General features: G+C 64.3%; 16 protein-coding genes. 7 read left to right on the forward strand and 9 right to left on the reverse strand.

Features of this window, described 5'->3' with window-relative positions; translation table 11 throughout:
- Together B058_RS0104515 and cutA are read right to left on the reverse strand one after the other, a co-directional pair.
- Positions 1-2,304 (reverse strand): protein-disulfide reductase DsbD, encoded by a 2,304-nt coding sequence (locus B058_RS0104515; protein WP_026240636.1) that lies wholly within the window; start codon positions 2,302-2,304, stop codon positions 1-3.
- A complete protein-coding gene (gene cutA, locus B058_RS0104520; RefSeq protein WP_026240637.1) occupies positions 2,297-2,620 on the reverse strand; it encodes a divalent-cation tolerance protein CutA in 324 nt (107 codons plus the stop codon). The genes B058_RS0104515 and cutA overlap by 8 nt, the downstream gene beginning before the upstream one ends.
- A 3-nt stretch (positions 2,621-2,623) precedes the next feature.
- Between cutA and B058_RS0104525 the strand changes: the two genes are divergently transcribed.
- Positions 2,624-3,031 (forward strand): FxsA family protein, encoded by a 408-nt coding sequence (locus tag B058_RS0104525; protein ID WP_018507293.1) that lies wholly within the window; start codon positions 2,624-2,626, stop codon positions 3,029-3,031.
- Positions 3,032-3,041: 10 nt separating this feature from the next.
- Here the strand turns inward: B058_RS0104525 and B058_RS0104530 are convergent, their stop codons facing one another.
- Positions 3,042-3,929, reverse strand: coding sequence for an SDR family oxidoreductase (locus B058_RS0104530; protein WP_018507294.1), 888 nt, complete (start codon positions 3,927-3,929; stop codon positions 3,042-3,044).
- 94 nt (positions 3,930-4,023) lie between these two features.
- Between B058_RS0104530 and B058_RS0104535 the strand changes: the two genes are divergently transcribed.
- The gene (locus B058_RS0104535; protein ID WP_018507295.1) at positions 4,024-5,061 is read left to right on the forward strand and encodes a CDP-6-deoxy-delta-3,4-glucoseen reductase; all 1,038 of its coding nucleotides are present in this window, start codon (positions 4,024-4,026) and stop codon (positions 5,059-5,061) included.
- Between the two features lie 76 nt (positions 5,062-5,137).
- Here B058_RS0104535 and B058_RS0104540 read toward each other — a convergent pair whose 3' ends face one another.
- The 5 genes from B058_RS0104540 to hemC form a co-directional block, all read right to left on the reverse strand.
- A complete protein-coding gene (locus B058_RS0104540) occupies positions 5,138-5,659 on the reverse strand; it encodes a DUF302 domain-containing protein (RefSeq protein WP_018507296.1) in 522 nt (173 codons plus the stop codon).
- A 93-nt stretch (positions 5,660-5,752) separates the two neighbouring features.
- On the reverse strand, positions 5,753-6,925 hold the full coding sequence (locus B058_RS0104545; protein WP_018507297.1) for a heme biosynthesis protein HemY: 1,173 nt from the start codon (positions 6,923-6,925) through the stop codon (positions 5,753-5,755).
- On the reverse strand, positions 6,925-7,953 hold the full coding sequence (locus B058_RS0104550; RefSeq protein WP_018507298.1) for a uroporphyrinogen-III C-methyltransferase: 1,029 nt from the start codon (positions 7,951-7,953) through the stop codon (positions 6,925-6,927). Before B058_RS0104550 ends, B058_RS0104545 begins: the two co-directional genes overlap by 1 nt.
- Complete coding sequence (locus B058_RS0104555) at positions 7,946-8,728, reverse strand: uroporphyrinogen-III synthase (RefSeq protein WP_018507299.1); 783 nt, start codon at positions 8,726-8,728, stop codon at positions 7,946-7,948. The genes B058_RS0104550 and B058_RS0104555 overlap by 8 nt, the downstream gene beginning before the upstream one ends.
- Complete coding sequence (gene hemC / locus B058_RS0104560) at positions 8,725-9,648, reverse strand: hydroxymethylbilane synthase (RefSeq protein WP_018507300.1); 924 nt, start codon at positions 9,646-9,648, stop codon at positions 8,725-8,727. The genes B058_RS0104555 and hemC overlap by 4 nt, the downstream gene beginning before the upstream one ends.
- Before the next feature lie 81 nt (positions 9,649-9,729).
- Here hemC and B058_RS0104565 point away from each other — a divergent pair, with 81 nt between their 5' ends.
- From B058_RS0104565 to B058_RS0104585, 5 genes are all read left to right on the forward strand, one after another.
- Positions 9,730-10,221, forward strand: coding sequence for a SoxW family protein (locus B058_RS0104565; RefSeq protein WP_018507301.1), 492 nt, complete (start codon positions 9,730-9,732; stop codon positions 10,219-10,221).
- A gap of 104 nt (positions 10,222-10,325) precedes the next feature.
- Positions 10,326-10,967, forward strand: a complete 642-nt coding sequence (locus B058_RS0104570) for a response regulator (protein ID WP_018507302.1) — start codon at positions 10,326-10,328, stop codon at positions 10,965-10,967.
- The gene (locus B058_RS0104575; protein ID WP_018507303.1) at positions 10,964-12,880 is read left to right on the forward strand and encodes an ATP-binding response regulator; all 1,917 of its coding nucleotides are present in this window, start codon (positions 10,964-10,966) and stop codon (positions 12,878-12,880) included. The genes B058_RS0104570 and B058_RS0104575 overlap by 4 nt, the downstream gene beginning before the upstream one ends.
- A gap of 41 nt (positions 12,881-12,921) precedes the next feature.
- Complete coding sequence (mpl, locus tag B058_RS0104580; protein ID WP_018507304.1) at positions 12,922-14,322, forward strand: UDP-N-acetylmuramate:L-alanyl-gamma-D-glutamyl-meso-diaminopimelate ligase; 1,401 nt, start codon at positions 12,922-12,924, stop codon at positions 14,320-14,322.
- Between the two features lie 362 nt (positions 14,323-14,684).
- Positions 14,685-15,137, forward strand: coding sequence for a hypothetical protein (locus B058_RS0104585; RefSeq protein WP_157265507.1), 453 nt, complete (start codon positions 14,685-14,687; stop codon positions 15,135-15,137).
- 388 nt (positions 15,138-15,525) lie between these two features.
- Here the strand turns inward: B058_RS0104585 and B058_RS0104590 are convergent, their stop codons facing one another.
- Positions 15,526-16,425, reverse strand: a complete 900-nt coding sequence (locus tag B058_RS0104590; protein ID WP_018507306.1) for a LysR family transcriptional regulator — start codon at positions 16,423-16,425, stop codon at positions 15,526-15,528.
- Positions 16,426-16,497 lie beyond the last annotated feature (72 nt).

The raw sequence follows: 16,497 nt of genomic DNA on the forward strand, positions 1-16,497 counted from the left end.
TTACTGGCCGAGTGCCGAGTTGATACTGGCGAGAAACTTGTCCGCCTTTTCGAAACCGATCACCTTGTAATCCGACTGCGCGCCTGTGCCGTCCCAGAAAATGAGGCCGGGCGGCCCGAACAGGTTGAAGCGTTTCAGCAAGGCCTTGTCGGCATCGGTGTTGGCCGTGACGTCGACCTGCAGCAGGACCATCTTGTGCAGGCGGGCCTGCACCTTGGGGTCACTGAAGGTCAGATGTTCCATTTCCTTGCACGACACGCACCAGTCCGCATAGAAATCGAGCATGACCGCACGGCCCTCGGCCTTGGCTGCGGCCAGTCGGGCATCGAGCTCCGCGACGCTCTTTACTCTCTCGAACGCCAGCCCCTCCTGCTCGGCCGCCATCGCAACGCCGCCCGCGCCTCCTTTGAAGACGCTGCCCTTGTAGATCTCGAGCGGCTGCAACAGGTCGCGGCTGCCCGCCAACATGCCGAGAATGATCGACAGCCCGCCGACCAGCAGCACCACGCCAAATCCCTTCCACAAACGCTTCCAACCCGAGGCCTTCTCCGGCAGCGGATCGAGCGCATGCAGGTAGATCGCGGACGCGATCAGCAGCACGGCCCACAGCAGCATGTTGATCCAGGCGGGGATGATGGGCGAAATGAGATAAATGGCGATCGCCAGCATCATCACGCCGAAGAAATACTTCACCGCGTTCATCCAGCCGCCGGCACGCGGCAGCAGCGCTCCCGCCGACAGGCCCACCAGCAGCAAGGGTACCCCCATGCCCAGCGCCAGCACGAACAGCGCGACGCCGCCCAGTGTGGTATTGCCGGTCTGCGCGATGAAGGCGAGCGCGGCGGCGAGCGGCGGCGCGACGCAGGGGCCGACGATCACGGCCGACAGTGCGCCCATGACGAAGACGCCGACAAAGTTGCCGCCTTTCATCTTGTTGGAGGCGTCGGAGAACTTGCTCTGGATGAAGCTCGGCAGTTGAAGCTCGAAGAAGCCGAACATCGACAGCGCCAGCAGGACGAAGATGCCGGCGCCGATGCCGAGTGCCCACGGGTTCTGCAGGGCGTTCGACAGCAGCGTGCCGGACAGCGCCGCCGCCACGCCGGCCAGCGCGTAGGTGATGGCCATGCCCAGCACGTAGGCGAGCGAAAGCAGGAAGCCGCTGGCCTTGGTCAGTTCCTTGTTCTGTCCGGCGATGATGCCCGAGAGGATCGGGATCATCGGGAACACGCACGGCGTCAGCGCCAGCAGCAGGCCGAATCCGAAGAAGGTGGCGACGACCGCCCAGAAGCTGCCGCCCTTCAGCACGCGCTCGATCTTCGAGGTATCGGATTCGCTGGCTGCAGGCTTCGCGGCATCCGGGGTGGCGGATGCAGCCGCCCCGCTCGCCCCAGCCCCTGCGACACTGCCGCCGGCCGTCAGGGAAAAGTCGTGCTTGATCGGCGGATAACAGACGCCGACCGCCTCATTGCAGCCCTGCCAGGTTGCGGCCAGCACCAGGGTTTCGTTGCCGGCCAGCGCACGCGACAGCGCAAGGCTGGCGGAAAAATTATGGTGATACACCTCGGTGCGGCCGAAGCTCGGGTCGTCCTTGATGTCGCCCGCAGGCGTGTCGACACGCGTGATCTTGATGTCGGCCGGCGATTTGACGACGAAGGCGAGCTTGTCGCGGTACAGGTAGGTGTTGGCTGTCGGCGCATAGTCCAGCTTGACCGTCTGCGCATCCGGCATGGCCGCCTTGACCAGGAAAGCCTCGTCCGGCGGCAGGAGTTGCGGCATGCCGGTATCGCCGCCCAGGCTGCGCAACCGATCCAGCGCGGAGGGCGCGGAAGCAGCCGCACTGGCCGCAGGCAGGGCTACCGCAGCGGCGACGGCAGCAGGCAGCTTGATCGTGACGCTTTCGCTTTGCGGGGTGTAACAGAGACCGGCATCCGCGCAGCCCTGCGACACCGTTTTCAGGGTCACCGACGTGACACCCGCTGCACGCTGGACCGGCAATGCGATCCGCACATCCTTGCGGTAGGTCTCGACCGTGCCGAAGTTCTCGTCGTGCTTCACCTTGCCGGCCGGCCGTTGCGGCGTGCCCAGCGTGGCGCCGTCGACCTCGAACTTGAACTTGTCGCGATACATGTAGTAGCCGTCGGCGATCTGCCAGCGCGCTTCCAGCGTATTGGCGTCCAGCGCGCGTGCCGAGAACTTGAACGCCGCCTCGGGGTCAAGAAAATCTTCGGCGTGGGCCACTGGAAAATGCCCAAGCGCACCCCCAAGTGCAAACAGTGCGCTCAGCAAACGAATCCACTTAATCATGCTTTTCAGTCTCCTTGGCCACCCAGTCGAGGTAAGCGGGCAGGCCATGTGTTATCGGTACGGCAATCAGTTCAGGTACGTCGTAGGGGTGGTGCGCGCGGACGATCGACTCGACCAGCGGGTAGTGTGCCGCGGTAGTTTTGATCAGCAGCGGGATTTCGTCGGCCGTTTCCACCGCTCCCCGCCAACGGTAGATGGAGCGGCACGCCGTCAAAACGTTCACGCATGCCGCCGCGCGGCTTTCGATCAATGCGTGCGCCAGTTTCTCGGCATTCGCAACATCGGGTACATTCGTCAAGATTAACAAAGGTTCCATGTCATGCGCTTTGGTTGGATTGTGCTACTGCTCCTATCGTTTCCGGTTCTGGAGGCCATCGGTATTTTCTGGGTGGCCCATGCCCTCGGCAGCTGGGTGCTGCTGTGGCTGCTGCTGGCGGCCGTTGCCGGCATCATGCTGATTCGCATCGAACGCGCCGTCTGGGGGCCGCGTCTGCTGTTTTCGCTGCAGTCGGGCGCGCAGCCCCTGGCCTCTCTCTTCGCCAGCGGCCGTATTCTCCTCGCGGGCGGCCTGCTTGTCTTCCCCGGCTTCATCAGCGATGCCATCGCACTCGTGCTGCTGCTGATCCCGGGCACCTGGACCGGCCGCAAGGCGGACCCGATGCGCCCGGCAAACGACGATGTGCTGGAAGGCGAGTTCAAGCGGGAGCCGGACGACCTGCTGCGCTGAACCGGATCGTTCAAAACAGCTTCATCTGGCCGCGTGTCTGCCGGATTTCGCGCAACAGGTCGTCCGAAGTCGGATAACGATATTTCAGCCGCAGTTCGTGCGTGGTGCGCACGTTCGACAACTGGCGCGACTCGCGCAGAAACGACAACAGCGCTTCGGACAGCACTTTTTCCGCTTCGGCCCGATTCACCCGCGGGGGACGCGGCAGGCCAAAGGCGTCGGCACAGCTGTCGAACCAGTCTCCCATCTTCAGCGGATGCGCGTCGACCGCATGATAGACGCGCTGCGCGCGTCCCCGGAACAACGCCGCCCACGCCAGGCGCGCCAGGTCGTCGGCGTGGATATGGTTGGTATAGCTGTCGTCGCGGGAAATCAGCGCGGGCGTGCCGCGCTTGATACGTTCGAGCGGCAGACGGTCGGCGGCGTAGATGCCCGGTGCGCGCAGAATGCTCACCTGCACCCCCAAGGCCTCGCCCCAGATGCGCAACTGGCGCTCGGCATCCACCCGCCGCACGGCGCGGCCGTTCACCGGCGCCACCGGACGCGTTTCGCTGACCCAGTTGCCGCCGCAATCGCCATACACGCCGCTGGTGCTGATGTACACCAGCGCACCCGGCTTGCCCCGCCGGGCCAATGCATGCAGCAGCCGGGCCGTGCGCGGATCGGTCGTGCCTTCATTGGGCGGCGGCGCAAAATGGAATACGCCGTCGACGCGCGGCAGGCGCTTCAACGTGGCAGGCGCATCGAGATCGCCGATATAGGGCGTCACCCCCAGTGCGCGCAACACGGCGGCACGCTCGGGCCGGCGGATCATGCCGATGAAGTCGGCCTGGCCAGCGTAGCGCGCCACCAGCCGTTCCGCGACGTCACCGAATCCTACGATCAAGATCTTTTTCATTGCCTCCGCCTGTAACCCTTGCGCTCCAAGGGTGAAAACCCCGTCCACTCGGGCGATAATCCGCCGGTTTATCCCTGCATTTTAAGCGCACATCATGCCGTACCAGGTCACCGTCCAGCCCAGTGGGCACCAATTCGCCGTCAACGACGATGAAACCATCCTCGAAGCCGCCCTGCGCGAGGGGTTCTCGCTGCCTTATGGCTGCCGCAACGGCGCCTGTGGCGCCTGCAAGGGCAAGGTTCTGTCTGGCCAGATCGATTATGGCGTGCATTCCGCCAACGCACTGAAAGAGGAAGAAAAAACGCAGGGGCGCGCCTTGTTCTGCCGTGCCAAACCGCTGAGCGACATGGTCATCGAGGCCAAGGAAGTCGGCGCCGCCAAGGACATTATGGTGAAAACCCTGCCGTGCCGGGTGGAAAAGCTGGAGAAGCGGGCCGACGATGTGATGGTAGTGAAAATCAAGCTGCCGGCCAACGAACGCCTGCAGTTTCTCGCTGGGCAGTACATCGACTTCCAGCTGAAGGACGGCAAGACGCGCAGCTATTCGCTCGCCAACCCGCCGCACGACGATGCGCTGCTGGAACTGCACATCCGCCACGTACCGGGCGGCCTGTTCAGCGGCCAGGTGTTCACCACCCTGAAGGAACGCGACATCCTGCGCCTGAAAGGCCCGCTCGGCAGTTTCTTCATCCGCGAGGACTCCGACAAGCCGATGATCTTCATCGCCGGCGGCACCGGCTTTGCACCGATCAAGGGCATGCTGGAACACGCCTTTGCCGAACATACCGACCGCGAACTGGTGCTGTATTGGGGCGTGCGTTCGCGGAAGGACCTGTACATGGCCGAATTGCCCCAGCAATGGCTGGCCGAGCGGCCGAACTTCAGTTTCATCCCGGTGCTGTCCAACCCGCAGCCTGACGATCAATGGCAGGGGCGGACTGGCTACGTGCACGAAGCCGTGCTGGCCGATTTTTCCGATCTGTCGGGCTACCAGGTGTATGCCTGCGGCGCGCCCGTCATGGTGGACAATGCGCGCGACAGTTTCGTGAAGACCCGCAAGCTACCCGAGGACGAATTCTTCGCCGACGCCTTCGTCTACGCGGCCGACACGGAAACGGCTGCCGCACAATAAAAAAGCCCGCTTAGCGGGCATGTCGGTTCAAGCGTCTTACGATTTAAGGTCGGCGTTCCCTCGACTCGAGACCGGCTTACAAATCCCCGTGGGCGCCCGCCTGCATGATCTCGATCAGCCCTTCGCGCACTTTCTTGATGCGCGCAGTCAATTCCTGTTGCAGATTCTTTTCCTTCGCCACCAGATCAACATTGATGTCCGGCATAATCAGCCAGCCCTTGCCGTCGGCATCTTCGATCATCGAGATACGGCACGGCATGTAGATGGCAAAGTCCATGCTCATGTCGATCAGTTCCTTGGCCGTGACCGCGTCGCAGAACTGGAAAATGGTGATGGTGCGCTGCGGCTTGCCCGTCACCGCTTCCACCTGCTTGGACAACGGCAGTTCCGCGACCAGCTTCAGATTCAGCGCGTTGGCCCGCAGGCGCATCGATTGGGCCGCATCGTCGAGGCTGACGCCAGGGTCGATGGCCACCTTGTAGACGCCGGCAGTCTGGCTCGACTGCTGGGCCTTGGGCGCGGCAGCCCAGCTGGCGGGCGCAGACAATACCAGGCTGCCCAGCACAATCCCGAACACAGCAAAAAAGGTACGGCGCATGGGATACTCCTTCCAAATATTAGAAAAATCTAATGGTACACGCTGCACAGGATGGCAACCCCGTACAAACGTGCCAGTCGCCTACTCTAAATTCTATTGCGCACGGCACAATGCCAGTGCTTTCTGATAATGCAGACAGGCTTCGCCGGGTTGACCGCTCTGGTTCTTGAGCTCGGCCATGCGGATATGGCCGTCGGCGCTGGCGGCAATGGCGAGGCTAGCCTCCAGATAGCTCTGCGCCTTGCCCCATAGCTGCTGCACGCTGCACAGCTGCGTCAGCGTCAGCAGCAACTGCGCATCGCGCGGCTGCGCATGCAGCCATTTTTCGGCCTGCTCGATCTGCCGGGTCGGGCTGCTGCCGCGCACTTCGCCGTAAAGGGCCACCAACTCCTCGTTCCACTCGCGCCCCAGCGCGGTCTCCAGCACATCGAGCGCGGTATCGTGGCCGCCGCGCTGCATGAAGGCACGCGCGCCGGCACGCGCCACCCAGGGGTCGGCCTTGAAATCGGCCGGGATTTTCTTCCAGTATTCCAGCAGCCCGCGATCGTCCTCGGCACGGCGCTTGAGATTCTCGGCGTACACCATGCGCCGGCTCTGCGCGGCAACGCCCGGCTCCAGCGCATTGCTGCGGATCAGCGCGTCGAGCAGACGCTCGGCTTCGTCCCACTGCCCCGTCATCTGCCTCGCCTTGAGTTCGAGCCGCAACAGCGCGGTGTGCTGTGGGGCGATTTCCTTCGCCCGGTTGATCGCCACCAGCGCCGCCGTGGCGTCCTTGGCGTCGAGGCGCGCCTCGGCTTCGAACAGCTGCGCCGCGAGCTCGGCGCCGTGTTCGGTGGCTTCCTGTATATGCCGCTCGCGCTGCGCGATCGCCCGCATTTCCTGTGCCGCACGGGCCGCGAGCACGCGCGCCAGGCCGATCCTGGGCTCGTCGCCCAGCCATTGCCCCAGGGATTGCTCGGCATCCTGGTAGCGATATTCGGCATACGCCCGCAGGCCGCCGACGAAATTCTCGTCGCGCTTGCGGGCGGCGCGGCGCTCGCGCTGTTCGCGCACGATACCGGGCAGGTTGAGGGTCAGCATCGCCAGCCGCAGCAGCACGATGCCGCCGACCACCATCCCGACCACCGCCAGCACGAATCCGATGAAGGATATTTCCATCCGCCACGGCGGATAGACCAGCACCACGTAGCCCGGGTCGTAACGCCCCGCCATCGCCAGGGCGACCGCCAGCACGGCAACGATGAGCAGCGAGATCAGCCAGCGCATCACAGATTCCCCTTGTAGGCATCGAGGGCGGCCAGGCTGGCGTCGATGCCGGGCAGCTTGATGGCAATCTGCAGGCTGGAGAGGCGCTTGACCTCCTTGATGGCGTCGACGACCCCGGCATCGCGCGTATTGAAATAGCGTTCAAGCATGAGCAGCACCGCGCGCAGGTCCGCACGGAATGCCGCCTGATCCTGCGACAACAGCGCCAACCGCGCCGACAGCAGGCGCAGGCGCAGATTCTCGCGCAGGAAGTAAGCCTGGTCGGGAGGGAGCAGCACTGTTTCGTTGCCTTCCACGCGGCGGATCTGCACCAGATGCTTCAGCTCCGCCCACAGCTCCTGGCCGAAGTTGGCCGCCCGCACGCTGCGCGGCGCGGGCACCGCCTCGGAAGCCTGCGCGCTGGCCAGCGGCCAGTCCATATGGTGTGCCACCAAGGCCTCGATGCGTGCGCTCATTCCCACTTCGTCAACCGACGGCGCCGCGCGCAGGTTGGCCAGATCCGAGGCAATGGCACGGCGCAACGCGGTGAACTGCGGTTTGTTCAGACGCTGCAGACGGGTATCGGCGCCCTCCAGTGCGATGATCGCCGCCTTTACATTGCCCGCCAGCTGCAACTGCTGCGCAGCGGTCAGCAACACCTGTTCGATTTCGGCCAGCGTCCACTGGTCGCGGCCCTGCGCCAGATCCTTGTACAGGGACTCGAGCGCCAGTTGCTGTTGCTGCGAGGTCGCCATCTGGCTTTCGATATGCGAGACCTTTTCGCTGACCTGGCGCATCGCGTCGTCGGCATTGCGCGCCAGCAGACGGGATTCGTTCACATCCTTGCCCGATTCGGCCAGACGACGGCCCAACTCGGTCTTCAGGTCGCGGATGCGTTCGCGGCTGTCGGACCACGACCACCCTGCCGCAGCCAGCGCCAGCACGGACACCAGCATGGCAATGAGTGGCAGTGCATGCATGCGCGGCTGCGGCGTTGCCACCGGCGTGGCAACAGGCGGTATGGAGGAGGTTTCGGGCGTGTCATTCATGTTTGGAGCCTGTCTTATTCCTGAACCAGTTAACCAGACCATCCAGCAGGCCTGCGTCACCACCCGGAGTGGCGACGACGTGCGCAATGCCGAAGCGGCGAGCCGCATCGGCGATTTTCTCATGCGGGACGAAAAGCGGGGTGGCCGCCAGCAGAGGCGCACCCGGCTCGCCCAGCAGCGTCGCCAGATTGTGCAACGTCTCCGCGCTGGCAACCGTCACAGCATCGATGCCGCCTGCCTGCCAGCGCGCCAGCAGGGACGCGGGGTCGGCGTGGGGACACGTGCGCCGGTAGCACTCCATGAATCGCACGTCGGCACCGCGCGCGCGCAGCGTGTCGGCCATCAGCGCGCGGCCGCCGACCCCGCGCACGATCACCACCTGCCTGCCCGCCACCGCCTGCAATTGCGGCAATGCCAGCACGGCCTCGCTGTCCTGGCCGTCCGGCGTGATGACGCCTTCGACACCCTGTTCCACCAACGCGCGCGCAGTGCCGGGACCGACCGCAAAAATTCGGAGCGTGTCAGGCAAGTCGCCGCGTGCACGGATCGCCGCCATGCCGAACTGTGCGGCATTGGGACTGATGAAAATCGCAATGTCAGCCCCGGCCAGATACGCGAGCGCCTCCGCCAGCCGATCCGTCGCAACCGGCTCGATGCCTAGCGCGGGGAACACAAAAGCTTCCCCGCCCGCTGCCGCAACCTTCTGTGCCAATGCAGTTGCCTGATGGGCTGGCCGGGTCACCAGCACGGTGCGGCCGGCCAAAGGCTGCGTCATGCGGCCGGCAAGGCGTCGAGAATGGCGCGCGCGCCCTGCGCCAGCAGCTTGTCGGCCAGCGTCTGGCCGACCGCCTCGGGATCGGCCGCATCGCCTTCGGCACGATCCTGGATGAAACCGCTGCCGTCCGGATTCGCCACGAAGCCGTTCAACACCAGCCGTCCCGCCTGTAGCACCGCGTGCGCCCCCAGCGGTACCTGGCAGCTGCCGCCGAGCACGCGGCTGACCTGGCGCTCGGCGCGCACGCAGGCGGCGGTCTCAGGATGGTTCAATGCAGTCAGCATGGCCGCCACGTCGCCATTGCCGCTTCGAATCTCGATGCCGAGCGCACCCTGGCCGGCGGCGGGAATGCTGTCTTCCACGGAAAGCAGGCTCTTGATGCGGTCGCCCAGCCCGAGCCGCTTGAGGCCGGCCGCGGCCAGCAGGATCGCGTCGAACTGGCCGTCGTCGAGTTTCTTCAAGCGGGTGCCGACGTTGCCGCGCAGCGGCTTTACCGCCAGGTGCGGGTAGCGCGCACGCAACTGCGCTTCGCGGCGCAGGCTGGAGGTGCCAACCACACTGCCGGGCGGCAGCTCGGACAGGCGTTCATAGCGGTTCGACACGAAGGCGTCGCGCGGATCTTCGCGCTCGCCGATCACGGCGAGTGCGAAACCCGGCGGCAGTTCCATCGGCACGTCCTTCATCGAATGCACCGCCAGATCGGCCTCGCCGGCCTCCAGCGCAACCTCGAGCTCCTTGACGAACAGGCCCTTGCCGCCGATCTTGGATAGCGTGACGTCGAGGATCTGGTCGCCGCGCGTGGTCATGCCCAGGATATTCACCGTGCAACCGGGGTGCAGCGCGCGCAGGCGATCGCGAACATGCTCGGCCTGCCACATGGCAAGTGCACTTTCACGGGAAGCAATGGTCAGGGTATGCATGGCGGTAGGAATAAACTGTTTGATTTGGCAAATGATGGCGCGATACTGGCGATTATGACGTACCCGAAACCACCCGCAGGAATGGCGACAATCGCACGACAGATCGCAGCCTGGGCCCTGATTTTAGCATGGGGCCTGGCGCTGTCCGGCGCTGCCCGCGCGGCAGACAGCCTGGTCCATGCCAAGGATTTCCAGGCCGACGCACGCACGGCCGCCAAGCGGCAGGTGCCCGTCCTGGTCGTCTTCACCACACCGCACTGCCCGTATTGCGAACGCGTCAAGCATGACTACCTGATCCCCATGCACAAGGACCCGGCCTACCGCAAGCGCGTCATCATCCGCGAGGTCACCATCGGCACCACCGACCCCATGACCGACTTTGACGGCACGCCCACCACCGAAGGCGCTTTTGCTGCCGCGCACAAGATATTCATGGTGCCCACCGTCCAGGTCTTCGACACCCAGGGCAACGGGGTCGGCGACCCCATCGTCGGCCTGCTGATCCCCGACTACTACTTCGGCTACCTGGAAAACGCCATTGACGCAGGCGTGAGCAAAGTACGCGGCAAATAATTGCGGCGCAGCCGGCATGGCCCGCCGATCGGTCGCGCCCCCGCGCGCATCGATTCTTCGAGCTTGGCAGGCTGCTAGAATCCCGCCATGCAGGACGTGCAGACATGAAAACCCTTCTGGCCGACGATCATCCGCTGATGCGCGAGGGCGTGCGACAGGTGTTATCGCAACTGGAACCGCCGGTCGAGATCATCGACGCCCACGATTACCCCAGCCTGTTCGCACAGACCGCGCTGCATACTGATCTCGATCTGGCGCTGGTGGATCTGAACATGCCCGGCTTCGTCGGCATGCAAGGAATCACGCAGTATCGCAGCCGTTTCCCCGACATTCCCCTGGTGGTCCTGTCCGCCTCCGAGTCGCCGCACGACATCCGCAATGCGCTGGAAGCCGGCGCGCTCGGCTACATTCCCAAGGCCGCGCCCACCGCCGTGATGCTGTCCGCGCTGCGGCAGGTGCTGGCGGGCAACATCTTCGTGCCGGCCTGCCTAGGCGACGGTAACAGCGGACTGCATATGGTGGCGCCGGCCGATTTCGAGGCCCTGCAGCATAGCGGGTTGACTGCGCGCCAGCTCGAGGTGGCGCGCCTGTTGGCGCAAGGCTGCGCCAACAAGGCCATCGCCGGCATGCTGGCGATGTCGGAAAGCACGGTGAAAGTCCACATCGCGGCGATTTTTCGCGCCCTAGACGTGACCAATCGAACCGAGGCCGTGCTCGCCATTCAGCGCTTGACCCATAATTCGTGACCTCGCCGCGCGCCTGGCTCCGCCGCCTGTCGCCTTCCAGCATCCGCAGCCGGATGCTGATGATCGCCCTGCTGCCTGCACTGCTCGCCGAATTCAGCATGGTGGCCTACTTCACCACGCAAGCGCTGGCCACGGCCGAAAAAGCCCTCCATGCGCGAGCCACCAGTTCGGTCCGCCATCTCGCCGACGCCTTGCCCTACGCGCTGATCAGCGGCGACATGGCCCTGGCCCGCCACCTGCTCGAGACCGAAGCCCGCAACAACCAGCTGGCGTTTGCCCGCATCACCGACCTCCATGGTCGTACGCTGGCGAGTACCAGCGACACCTTGGACGCCGGACAGTTTGCCGAGCGCTACCGGCAGCGCGCCAGCATTTTCCTGCCCAGCACCGTGGTCCAGGACAACGCGCTGTTTCCGGCCGACCCGGCCGCCGCCAGCGACCTGCTGGGCGAAGTGGAAGTCAGCGTCAAGCTCGACCAGATCGCCGCGTTCAAGCGCAACTCCCTGATCCATGCCGTCCTTCTGATGCTGCTGGCCCTGGCGCTGACCGGCGCGCTGGCCTGGCGGCTGTCCAACCGGCTGGCCAGCCAGCTGCAACATGTCGGCCGCGTGGTGGGGCTGCTCGCCTGCGACGATCTCTCGGTGCGCACCCACTTGCCGCCCGAAGGCGAAGTCGGCGCCCTCGCCGCCGGTGTGAACAACATGGCCGAGGCCTTGCAGACGCACCGCGGCGAACTGGAACGGCGCATCCGCGAAGCCACCGCCGATCTCGCCGCCAAGAAAGACATGGCTGAACGCGCCAACCAGGCCAAGTCGCGCTTCTTCGCCGCGGCCAGCCACGACCTGCGGCAGCCGCTGCACGCCCTGTCGCTGTTCGTCGCTGCGCTGAAGGCCCGCAACCAGCAACCCGAGGCGCAAACCCTGATCGATAACATCGAAGCCTCCACCGCAGCCATGGAACTGCTGTTCAATGCGCTGCTCGACATTTCGCGGCTCGACGCCGGCACCATCGAAACGCACCCGGTGCATTTTCCGCTGCAGAAGATGTTCGTCGAACTCGAACAACAGTTCGGTGCGCTGGCGGCGGAGAAGCAGTTGCGCCTGCGTTTCCGTCCGTGCGACGTTACCCTGTACAGCGACCCGCTACTGCTCGAGCGCATCCTCGTCAACCTGATCGCCAACGCCATCCGCTACACCGACGACGGCGGCATCCTGGTGGCCTGCCGACAGCGCGGCAACGTGGTGCGCATCAGCGTGATCGACACCGGACGCGGCATCCCGCCCGACCAGCAGGAGAGCGTATTCCAGGAATTCGTCCAGCTGCACAACCCGGCCCGCGACCGCAGCAAGGGCCTCGGACTCGGACTCGCCATCGTGTCGCGCCTCGGTCGGCTGCTGGGGCACCGGGTGGACCTGCTCTCGCGTCCGGGGCACGGCTCGGTATTCAGCATCGACGTGCCCAGTGGCGAAACGCGCCTGATCCTGCCGCCCACCCCCACGCATTCGCCCGGCTCCATCCCGGCCGACGCGCTGGTACTGCTGGTGGACGACGAAAGCGCCATCCTGCGCGGCATGGCCGAACTGTTCGACAACTGGCAGATCGACCTGGTCACCGCCCACAGCGCCGACGAGGCCGAGCACTGGCTCACCAGCCTCGACCGCGTGCCCGACGTCATCGTGTCGGACTACCGCCTGCCCGACGACATCGACGGCATCGAGGTCATCGTCCGCCTGCGGCAGAAATTCGGCCACGACATTCCGGCCATCCTGGTCACCGGCGACACTGCACCCGACACCATCCTGCGCATCAGCCAGGCCGGCTTCCCCCTGCTGCACAAACCGCTGCGTCCCGCCAAACTGCGCGCCCTGCTGACCCACCTGATCCAGCAGGCACGGGCCACCGCCATGGGATAATCCGTCTACAGCCTACCGCTCACTACTCACCACTCACCACCATGCACATCCACATCCTCGGTATCTGCGGCACCTTCATGGGCGGCATCGCCGCCATCGCCCGCGCAGCCGGCCACACGGTCACCGGCTGCGACGCCAATGTCTACCCGCCCATGTCCGACCAGCTGCGCGCGCTCGGCATCGACCTCATCGAAGGCTTTGATGCCAGCCAGGCCGACCTCAAGGCCGACATCTTCGTCGTCGGCAACGTCGTCACTCGCGGCAACCCCTTGATGGAAGCCATCCTCGAACGCGGCCTTGCGTATACCTCCGGCCCGCAATGGCTGGCCGACAACGTCCTGCGCGACAAATGGGTGCTCGCCGTCGCCGGCACCCACGGCAAGACCACCACCTCCGCCATGCTCGCGTGGATCCTAGACGACGCCCGCATGCGCCCCGGCTTTCTCATCGGCGGCGTGCCGCAGAATTTCGAAGTCTCCGCGCGGCTGACCGACACGCCCTTCTTCGTCATCGAGGCCGACGAATACGACACCGCCTTCTTCGACAAACGCTCCAAGTTCGTCCACTACCGTCCGCGCACCGTCATCCTCAACAACCTCGAATACGACCACGCCGACATCTTCCCCGACCTCGCCGCCATCGAGACCCAGTTCCACCATCTGGTACGCACCGTCCCCGGCAACGGCCTCATCGTCGCCAACGGCACCGACGCCAACCTCGAGCGCGTGCTCACGCGCGGCTGCTGGACCCCGGTCGAGCAATTCGGTGGCACGGATGGCTGGAGCGCCGGCGAACCCGACGCCAACGGCCACTTCGACGTCCTCTTCAACGGCACGCTGCAGGGCCGCGTGAAGTGGGAGCTGATCGGCGAACACAACCGCATGAACGCACTCGCGGCGATTGCCGCCGCACGCCACGCCGGCGTGCCCGCCGCCACCGCGATCGACGCCTTGAGCCGTTTCGAGAACGTCAAGCGCCGCATGGAAATCCGCGGCGCCGTGCACGGCATCACCGTCTACGACGACTTCGCCCACCATCCCACCGCCATCGCCACCACCGTCGAAGGCCTGCGGGCCAAGATCGGCAAGAGCCGCATCCTCGCCGTACTGGAGCCGCGTTCCAACACCATGAAGCTCGGCGTGATGAAAGCCCAACTACCCGACAGCCTCGTCGAGGCCGACCAGGTCTACTGCTACGGCGCCAACCTCGGCTGGGACCCTGCCGAGGCGTTGGCCCCATTGGGCGACAAGGCGCGCGTGTTCGACAACCTGGATAAATTGGTGAGCCAGCTGGTCGCCGATGCCCGTCCTGGCGACCATGTGCTGATGATGAGCAACGGGGGGTTCGGCGGCATTCACGCCAAGCTGCTGGATGCGCTGCATCATCACTATCACGAGGATATTGTGTTGACGCCTATGCATCGGTATGGGGGGTATGCGTAAGTAAGGGACAGTTGCCGTTCGCCCTGAGCTTGTCGAAGGGCATGCTTGAAGTAGCTGGGTTCTTTGCAGGACTGCTGACCGTTGGCCGGGGGTAGCCCGGCAGCTAGTCACTTTTCTTGTCTCGCCAAGAAAAGTAACCAAAAGAAGGCGACCCCGACAGTCCCGAATTCCCGAAGATCAAGCGCGTCGGGTGGGCGGCAAAGAACTCGCCCCGCTTGTGCTGGACTGAATTGATTTTTGTGAGCGGGGCTCAAACACCTTTGCCGCTGATCCGCCCGACACGCTTGATCTTCGGCGGGGCTGTGAGGGGAGGAAAGTCAAAACCAGGACAGTGGTGACCAGATGCTTGTGGTTACCTATTTTTGGCCCCACGCGAGCTGCTGATCGTTGGCAAGGACACCCGCAATGCACCAGAAGAGGATCCAGTCATGGGAATTATTATCGGTCCGTTGTTTCTTATCTATCTCGCCACGGCGATCACCTGTTTGCTGGTTCTGTTCCAAGGAACAAAGAATTCGGTTATCGGAATAAGGGAGTGGGGCTCAGCTATTGCCCTATTGCTAGCAATATTGGGCGGCGCCTTTGCGATATGGAAACTTTCGATCGCTTCGCTATGGTTTGCCGATGCCTTTTGGCTATGCTTTGCTGTCCTGCCCATAGTTCAATTATCGATTACAGGCATTGTCATGCGTTTTCAGGACAGTCCTTCTCTGAGATTTCGATTTAATGCTGTAGTCATTTTGCTTGCCGTGTCGATTTCCCCCTTCATTATCTATTGGTTGGCCGCGAAGCAACGGGGATTTAGCATGCACTAGCCGAAGGGCATTGCGCCGGATGGCGGGCACAAGCACGCAAGCCACCCAGTCACCACCGCCCTGGTTTTGACTTTTCCCCCTCACAGCCCCGCCGGAAATCGAGCCTGCCGGGCGGATCAGCGGCGAAGGTGTCTGAGCCCCGCCCACAAAAAACAAAATTAAAATAGCCAGGCGGGGCGAGTTCTTCGCCGCCGGCTCGGCAGGCTCGATTTCCGGGAATTCGGGGATGTCGGGGTGCCCTTCTTTTGGTTACTTTTCTTGGGCAAGCAAGAAAAGTAACTTGCCGCCGGGCAACCCCCGGCCAACGGTCCGCAGTCCTGCAAAGAGCCCAGCTACAGCGTACACGCCCTTCGACAAGCCCAGTACAAACGGCCCCGAGACCAGCGTCCTAAGCGGCCTCCCCCAACGCCCCCACCAGATAATCAATAAACACCCGCACCTTCGGACTCAGATGCCGATTCGACGGATACACCGCATAAATCCGCGCATCCTGCCCAGGCAGAAAATCCGCCAGAATCTCCACCAGCCGCCCCGCCCGAATATCCGGCTCCAGCCGGTAACTCGAACCCAGAATGATCCCCAGCCCCGCCATCGCAGCCCGCCGCAGGGCGTCGATATTGTTGGTGGAAAAATTGCCAGCCACCGGCACATTGAGGGGGCGGCCCTCGCTCACGAACGCCCAGCGGGTGTCGCCCGTCTCGTCGCTGCGCAGGTAACACAGGCAGTTGTGGTCGGCGAGGTCTTCCGGCCGTTGCGGCGTGCCGCGGCGTTCGAGATAGACGGGCGCAGCGCAGAGCATCTGGCGCACCGCAGTCAGGGACCGCGCCACCAGCAGTTCGCCGGGCTGGGCGGTAAGGCGCAGGGCGAGGTCGTAGCCGCTGTCGACCATATCCACCACCCGGTCGTCGCACACCAGTTCCACGCTCACTTCGGGGTAGCGCGCCAGGAAGCCCGGCAGCAGCGGGGCGATGCGCAGGCTGCCGAAGCCGACGGTCGCGCTGACGCGCAAGTGGCCGCGCGGTGCTTCATGCAGTCGGCTGACCGCGCGTTCGGCGGCGTCGGCCTCTTCGAGCATACGCACGCAATGCGCGTAGAACGCCGTGCCGGCTTCGGTCAGGCCGAGGCGGCGCGTGGTGCGCTGCAGCAGCCGCGCATCCAGCGATTTTTCCAGGCGCGCCACCTGCTTGCTGATGGCCGGCGCCGATACGCCCAGCTTGCGCGCGGTTTCCGAAAAGGACTGGTTCTGGACCACAAGGGTGAAGATGCGGGCAGCTTCCAGGTCGAGCATGGCAGACACTATTGTTAACCACAGGGAAACAATCATATGCCTTCCGGGGGGATTTTTAACAAGACTCGAATG

The organism is Thiobacillus thioparus DSM 505 (assembly GCF_000373385.1).
GTDB classification, from domain to species: domain Bacteria; phylum Pseudomonadota; class Gammaproteobacteria; order Burkholderiales; family Thiobacillaceae; genus Thiobacillus; species Thiobacillus thioparus.